A 6,000-nucleotide genomic window follows, 5' to 3' on the forward strand; every position below is an offset into this window, starting at 1 on the left:
GGGGTCGAGAGTGGCCATTGAGCTGTAGAGGTGGTCGATGGTTGTGACTTGCTCGCGGTCACCTTCGAGGAGGTCGCTCATGAGTGCGAGGCCAACCCCCGCGCCAGGCTCTTGCTCGTTCGTAGCACTCCCCCGGATGATGCGACCGCTGTCTTCGAGGTCTCGTCGTCAACTCTGCGGCGACTGACTGGTGAGCCTGGTCCCGCCGCCCAGGGGCACCGGTGTGACTGGCGACAGCAGTCAGGCCGGCGAACGCATCAAGTTTCGGGTCTACGGCTTTGACCAGTGTCACCGGTAAGACTGGTACGGCTGGTCACACTGGTATCACCTGCCAGGCCAGTCACCACGACCCTCGAGGCCCAGAACGCAGCGAAAGGTTCTGTATGCCTCTCTGAGCGACGAGACTCCCCATTTTGAGGCAGTCACCTACGGAAGTAGCCGTTTGTCCGATCTCGACAGATTCCCGCACACTGGTGACGCTGGTGATCCTGGTTTGCGTTCACTGGTCACACCAGTAAGCCTGGTGCACCCCAGTCACGCCGGTTATGACTGGTGACGCCGGCCTCACCCGTCAACGCTTGCTGGCAAGACTGGTGTGACTGGTGTTGCCGGGCAGCCCAAGACAGTTACGCCTTTGTGACTGGCTTCACCAGTAACGCAGGTATGCTGGGTTCGCACGGACATGCGCGAGACGTTGCGCAGCCTGGTCACACCAGTCACACCAGTGACACCAGCGTCACCATTCAGCGGGTGACTACCCCTCGTAGGCAGCGGAGCAGCAGATGTCACTCACCATTGACCGATCCTCCCTTCAGCGAGTCGTCGCCGTCATCAACAACAAGGGCGGCGTCGGCAAGACCACCCTCTGCGCCAACATCGGCGGGATTCTCGCCGAGGCAGGTTGGCGAGTCCTCGTAATCGAACTGGACCCGCAGGGGAACCTCGGGCTCGACCTTGGCTACAGGTACGCAGATGGCGACGACAAGGGCTCTGGTCTGTCGAAGGCCGTCCTCTTCGGCGATCGCCTTCAGCCCCTGAAAGACGTGCGCCCGAACCTCGATGTGCTCCCGGGAGGGGAGCACATCGAGATCCTCGACAAGGGCATCAGCCCTCGGATGAGCCAGTCCGGCACCGAAGGCACCGCAGCACGCCTCAGTCTTGCCACGTCTCTGTCTGTCATCGCCGACGACTACGACCTGATCTTGCTCGACTGCCCGCCGAACATCGACAGCATCCAGATGCTTGCTGTCGCGGCCGCTCGTTACATCCTCATCCCAGCGAAGGCTGACGATGCGAGCATCGATGGTCTCCGACTGACCGCTCGGCGCCTCGACAAGATCGTGGATATCAACCCCGAGGTGGACCTCCTCGGCGTGGTGAACTTCGACTCGAGTACGTCTGAGACGAAGGTGCGGCAGGAGTTCGCCGACGACGTTGTCGAGGCCCTGGAAAGCGAAGAGGCTCGGAAGTTCATCTTCACCAGCTACGTCCGCCACTCGGGCGCAACCGCGAAGGCCGCGAGGAAGAAGCGAGTCCTCGTCCACGAGCTCGAGAAGAGCGTCCAGAAGCAGGAAAAGTGGTACGAGGCTCTGCGCCGCGGGGCGAAGCACATTTCCGCTGGCCCTCAGGCTGCCGGCAACGTTGCAGACAGCCTGTACGCAGTGACCCAGGAACTCACCGCTCGACTCACCAAGGCTGAGGCTGACGCGGCGGAGGAAGCGAATGTCTGACGCAGGCCGCATCATCTCCGGTCCGCCAAGCCGTCCGAACAGTGGGGGAGGGGCGGGGTCCCTCCTCCGCGCGAATCGAACGGCGCAGCAGCCGGTCGAGCAGCCGGTCGAGCCTTCCCGCACGGTTGCGCCACCACCCCCGGCGCCGCGGCGCGCAGTGCAGCAGACCATCGCGTCTTCTCCAGAGTCTGAGGTCGAAGACCCGGTGATGACCGTCGAGCCTTCCGAGACGCCGGCCGTCACGTTCGCTGAGCCGGAGCCGTCGACTGCAGCAGCCGAGGACGGCCCACCGACGGTGGTCGAGCCTGCTGCTGCTGCCCCCGCTCCGCAGACGCGGCAGCAGCAGCAGGCCGCTGAGTCAGCGCAGGCCCCGACGACGCCGTACACGAGGCGTCGGTACGGCGACTCGGGGGAGGAGAACCCCGACGACATCGTTAAGGTCACCTTCGAGATTCGTCGAGGCGATCGCGACGCGTTCAACGACGCGTTCGCGGCAGCTTCCCTGCACGAGGGCTACACCACGCCGAAGGACATCCTGGTGGACATCTACGTGGGGGAGACAAAGCGTCTGCAGGACACCTACAACGGCGGGCAGCCGTTCCCGAAGCGGATGAAGCAAGCTCCGCGCGGACGGCCGATTCGGCGCGAGAACTGACTTCGTTGGTCGTCCGCGCCCGGCAATGTCGGCCGGATCCCGTAGATCAGAAGCATGGGTTCGTACAGACGTCGGCGAGGAACACTGCGACACGCCGGGCAAGTTCCGACGTGGGTATCTGATCCGCAGCCACGCTGTGCGAGTACCAACTCGGATGGGGGAGCGCCAGGCACAGTGCGCTCTGCCGGGTGGGACGCACTGACCAAGTCCGCTTCCGCGCGACCACTGCTTCCATCACGCCCCGGGAGGTCCTGATGACCGACACCCTCGCAACCGAAATCACACTGATCGACGTGCCAGCCGACGCGCCAATCCTCATCGACGAGACGACGGCGCGTCTAGTGAACTACGCCGCGAACCTCGAGGGTGGTGAAGAGGACGCCATGGACATCGGGTACTCGGCGCGGATCTGGGCGCAGGTCTCGCTGCCCTACCGCAACCCCGGCAACATCCCGTACTGGGAGCGTCGCAACGGGTCCGTCTCGCTGATGATGCAGCCGGCGTTGCTGCTGGACGCAGAGACCGGAGAGCGGACACCTGCCTACCCATACGGTGTCCTGCCGCGCCAGGCCATGAACTGGATGGCGACGGAAGCGGTGTTGACGCAGAGCAAGCAGCTCGAGCTCGGCCGTTCCATGAAAGCGTTCATGGAGAAGATCGGCCTCGCACACGGTGGACGGGACGCGAAGCGGGTCGCTGACGGCCTGAAGCGGCTCTTCGGCGCGAACCTCAGTGTCGAGGGTCTCGAAATCCGCCCGGACGGTCACGGTGAGGCCATTGAGTACTTCCGAATCGCTGACAGCGTCCGTCTGTGGTTCGGCAAGGACGACGTCGAGGACAACGAAGGGCTCTGGCAGTCCACGGTGACCCTCTCCGAGCGGTTCTACGACTCCATCGTCTCCTCGCCGGTCCCCATCGACCTGAACGCGATGAAGGCGCTGGGGAAGTCAGCGATGCGCATGGACATCTACCTGTGGCTCACGTACCGCATGTTCTACCTGCGTAAGCCCACCCGCATCAAGTGGAACGACCTCAACCTGCAGTTCGGCGCGCAGTACACGCAGCCCCACAAGTTCAAGGCGGCGTTCGAGGGTCACCTGCGGGCCATCAAGATCATCTACCCAGAAGCACGGGTCGAACCGACGTCCGAGTACCTCATCCTCCGGCCGTCTCCGCCCCATGTGGAGCCGACAAGGCCTCGACGCGAGGTCGGAGCCTAACCGGCCAGAGAAACGACGGGAGAGAGGCGCCTACGGGCGCCTCTCTTTTCGCGTTGGTGGGGACCGGATACCCACGTGAGCTGGAGACCGCGTTCGTCGACGGCGCGCGTGGGTATCCGGTCCCCACCGCGCGCACTCCGGACGGCTGGCGTGCACCCTCCACCGTGCGTATCTGGTCCTCACTCACAGAGGGCCCGCTTCGATGGCGGGTATCTGGTCCTCTCCGCACCGGGCGCCGCGAGCTCATCGGGCGTAGGTACCTGATCCTCGGTGGGTATCTAGTCCGCGGCCTGGCTTGTTGATGAGGGCGGAGGGGCGTGGGTATCTAGTCCTACGGAGACGGAGCCCTGAGGCAGGCACGTGGGTATCTGGTCCGCGGTCGTGGGTATCTAGTCCTACGGAGACGGAGCCCTGAGGCAGGCACGTGGGTATCTGGTCCGCGGTCGTGGGTATCTAGTCCCATACGACACCAGTTCATGTGGTTACCTCTTGACGCAGAGGGCGATGAGGCGCCGCGCGTGGGTATCTGGTCCGCGCGCCTACCCCGCTCCGGTCGGCATCTAGGTGAGGTAACCCGCCGGGACGCCTGCTGGCACGTCGTGTGGGTATCTGGTCCTTGCCCGTGGGTATCTGGTCCTCGCCAACCGCGAAGGTCAACCAGCCGACGTGGGTATCTGGTCCTCCCGGTCGGACAACGCGAGGCACCGCGTGGGTATCTGGTCCCCAAGGCACGGGACACTAGTTGCGGGCCGGTCGGCGTATCGAGCGAGCGTAGGTATCCGGTCCTCAGTGACAACGAAGTCCTCGACTCGCACCTTGAGGGAACGTGTGTTTTCGAACGTGGGTATCTAGTCCTCCCACCGGCGCAGAGGTCTCGTGTGGAATCACGCGCGGAGCGTGGGTATCTGGTCTTGAAGTGCGGCGGACTGAATGACTCTGTTTCTTCCAATGGAAGGGGTAGAAGCACCCGTCTGTGGAAAACTTGGCGCCCCTCTGTGGTTGCGTTTCGCCAATTCGTAGATCAGCTACCGGAGAGAGCTACAGGAAGCACTACAGGGGGCCGCGTTCGAGCGAGGCCACATCCGCACGCTGACGGCGATCGGCGGGGGAGCGGTGCTGTGCTCCTGGGACTGCATACCCACACCAAGCGGACCGGATACCCACGGGCTGAGGACCAGGTACCCACGAAAACGGACCAGACACCCACGAAAAAAGCGTGGGTATCGAGTCCGACGACCAACCCTCCTGTGGAGAACTCCTCGGAGGGTACGTCGGTACCGAACTGACCGCTACCCGCGCCGGTTCTTCTTCTTTGCCCGCGGGGGAGTGGCCCTCGCCTTCAGAGGCGGTGCCGGGAGGTCCGTGATGGCGGGAACATCGAAGCGTACGCGGTAGCGACGGTCGAGGTTGCCGAGCCCTGCGGCGTCCACGGTCACGAACCGCTGGCTTTGGAGCGACGCGAAGAAGCGTCGGTCGCCGCCGTTCGCGTCGCGAAGATCCGCGTTCGTCACTTCCGAAGAACCACCACCGACGACGCCCTTGAAGCGGAGGTGCTTGCTCTTGCCTGCGTCGTCGAGGACAACGACGAGCGGGGGAGTGGTGGCCATGCTGGGTCTATGCGCGGACGGTCAGCGAGCTGCCTGCTCTGCCCGTCGCAAGCGGTAGTCGCGGAGCTTCGCGCGGTAGTCCGAAACCTTCATCACGAAGCGGCCGAAGCTGGCGAGAGCCACGATGGCAGCAAGGATGATGATCCACCTGGTGAGGTCACCGTGCCATCCGACGACGAACCGGAAGAACAGCCCGCCAGCGAGCCAGCAGAGCGGCGGCACGAGCGACCGACGCGACAGCCGAGGAGCGCGCGGAACGGCGACCTCCTCGGCTGCTGCGGCTTCAGCGGGCGTGGGGAGAGGGAAGTAGGTGTACTTGCTGTCCATGCCGGGTCTATGCGGGAGCCTTGAGGCATGGTGCGCGCCGGACCGCCCCTTCGCCGTAGGAAGCTCGGCGCCGCGCGACGTCCGTAGGTCTGCGTTGTAGGAGGCTTCCCGGTGCGGGCTGCGGGGGAGTCAGGTGGGGGCGGCGGTGACGGCAAGGTAGCTGTGCGCCGCGCTGCGCTGCTTCATGAGCACATGAGCGAGGGGCCAGGTCCGACGGCGATCGCACGACCTAGATCTGCCCGCGTACCTCCCGCCAGCGCTTTGCCTGTTCTTCGGTCATGCCGAAGTACACCTGGGGATCCTCATGGAGGTTCCGCCCGGACGCAGTTGCGAGCGGCCAGATGTCCTCACCGAGATACGGCTCAGGGGCCCACTTGGGCAGTCCCTCGTAGTTGGCGCGCAGGTGGGCGGTGAGCTTCCTGCAGGCGTCGCGCCATTCGTTGAGCGTGAGGTCGGTGTTC

The 6,000-nt window shown here is 64.5% G+C and carries 6 protein-coding genes; 3 read left to right on the plus strand and 3 right to left on the minus strand.

What is annotated here, in order from left to right:
- The first annotated feature begins 782 nt into the window (after window positions 1-782).
- From H7A73_RS16290 to H7A73_RS16300, 3 genes are all read left to right on the plus strand, one after another.
- The gene (locus H7A73_RS16290; protein ID WP_182066909.1) at window positions 783-1,730 is read left to right on the plus strand and encodes a ParA family protein; all 948 of its coding nucleotides are present in this window, start codon (window positions 783-785) and stop codon (window positions 1,728-1,730) included.
- 208 nt (window positions 1,731-1,938) lie between these two features.
- Entirely contained in the window at window positions 1,939-2,385 is a 447-nt protein-coding gene (locus H7A73_RS16295) for a hypothetical protein (RefSeq protein WP_220456635.1), read from the plus strand.
- A 254-nt stretch (window positions 2,386-2,639) separates the two neighbouring features.
- Window positions 2,640-3,605, plus strand: a complete 966-nt coding sequence (locus tag H7A73_RS16300; RefSeq protein ID WP_182066911.1) for a replication protein RepA — start codon at window positions 2,640-2,642, stop codon at window positions 3,603-3,605.
- Window positions 3,606-4,894: 1,289 nt separating this feature from the next.
- On the opposite strand, the gene H7A73_RS16305 is transcribed toward H7A73_RS16300, so the two are convergent.
- From H7A73_RS16305 to H7A73_RS16315, 3 genes are all read right to left on the minus strand, one after another.
- A complete protein-coding gene (locus H7A73_RS16305) occupies window positions 4,895-5,212 on the minus strand; it encodes a hypothetical protein (RefSeq protein ID WP_182066912.1) in 318 nt (105 codons plus the stop codon).
- 21 nt (window positions 5,213-5,233) lie between these two features.
- Window positions 5,234-5,539, minus strand: coding sequence for a hypothetical protein (locus H7A73_RS16310; RefSeq protein WP_182066913.1), 306 nt, complete (start codon window positions 5,537-5,539; stop codon window positions 5,234-5,236).
- A gap of 229 nt (window positions 5,540-5,768) precedes the next feature.
- On the minus strand, window positions 5,769-6,000 hold a 232-nt coding region (locus H7A73_RS16315; RefSeq protein ID WP_182066914.1), incomplete at its 5' end, for a hypothetical protein.

The organism is Curtobacterium sp. ME12, from assembly GCF_903970855.1.
Taxonomy (GTDB): domain Bacteria; phylum Actinomycetota; class Actinomycetes; order Actinomycetales; family Microbacteriaceae; genus Curtobacterium; species Curtobacterium poinsettiae_A.

Coding starts and splice junctions, on each gene's coding strand:
- H7A73_RS16290 (WP_182066909.1), top strand. CDS start 783: ATGTCACTCACCATTGACCGATCCTCCCTTCAGCGAGTCGTCGCCGTC.
- H7A73_RS16295 (WP_220456635.1), top strand. CDS start 1,939: ATGACCGTCGAGCCTTCCGAGACGCCGGCCGTCACGTTCGCTGAGCCG.
- H7A73_RS16300 (WP_182066911.1), top strand. CDS start 2,640: ATGACCGACACCCTCGCAACCGAAATCACACTGATCGACGTGCCAGCC.
- H7A73_RS16305 (WP_182066912.1), bottom strand. CDS start 5,212: ATGGCCACCACTCCCCCGCTCGTCGTTGTCCTCGACGACGCAGGCAAG.
- H7A73_RS16310 (WP_182066913.1), bottom strand. CDS start 5,539: ATGGACAGCAAGTACACCTACTTCCCTCTCCCCACGCCCGCTGAAGCC.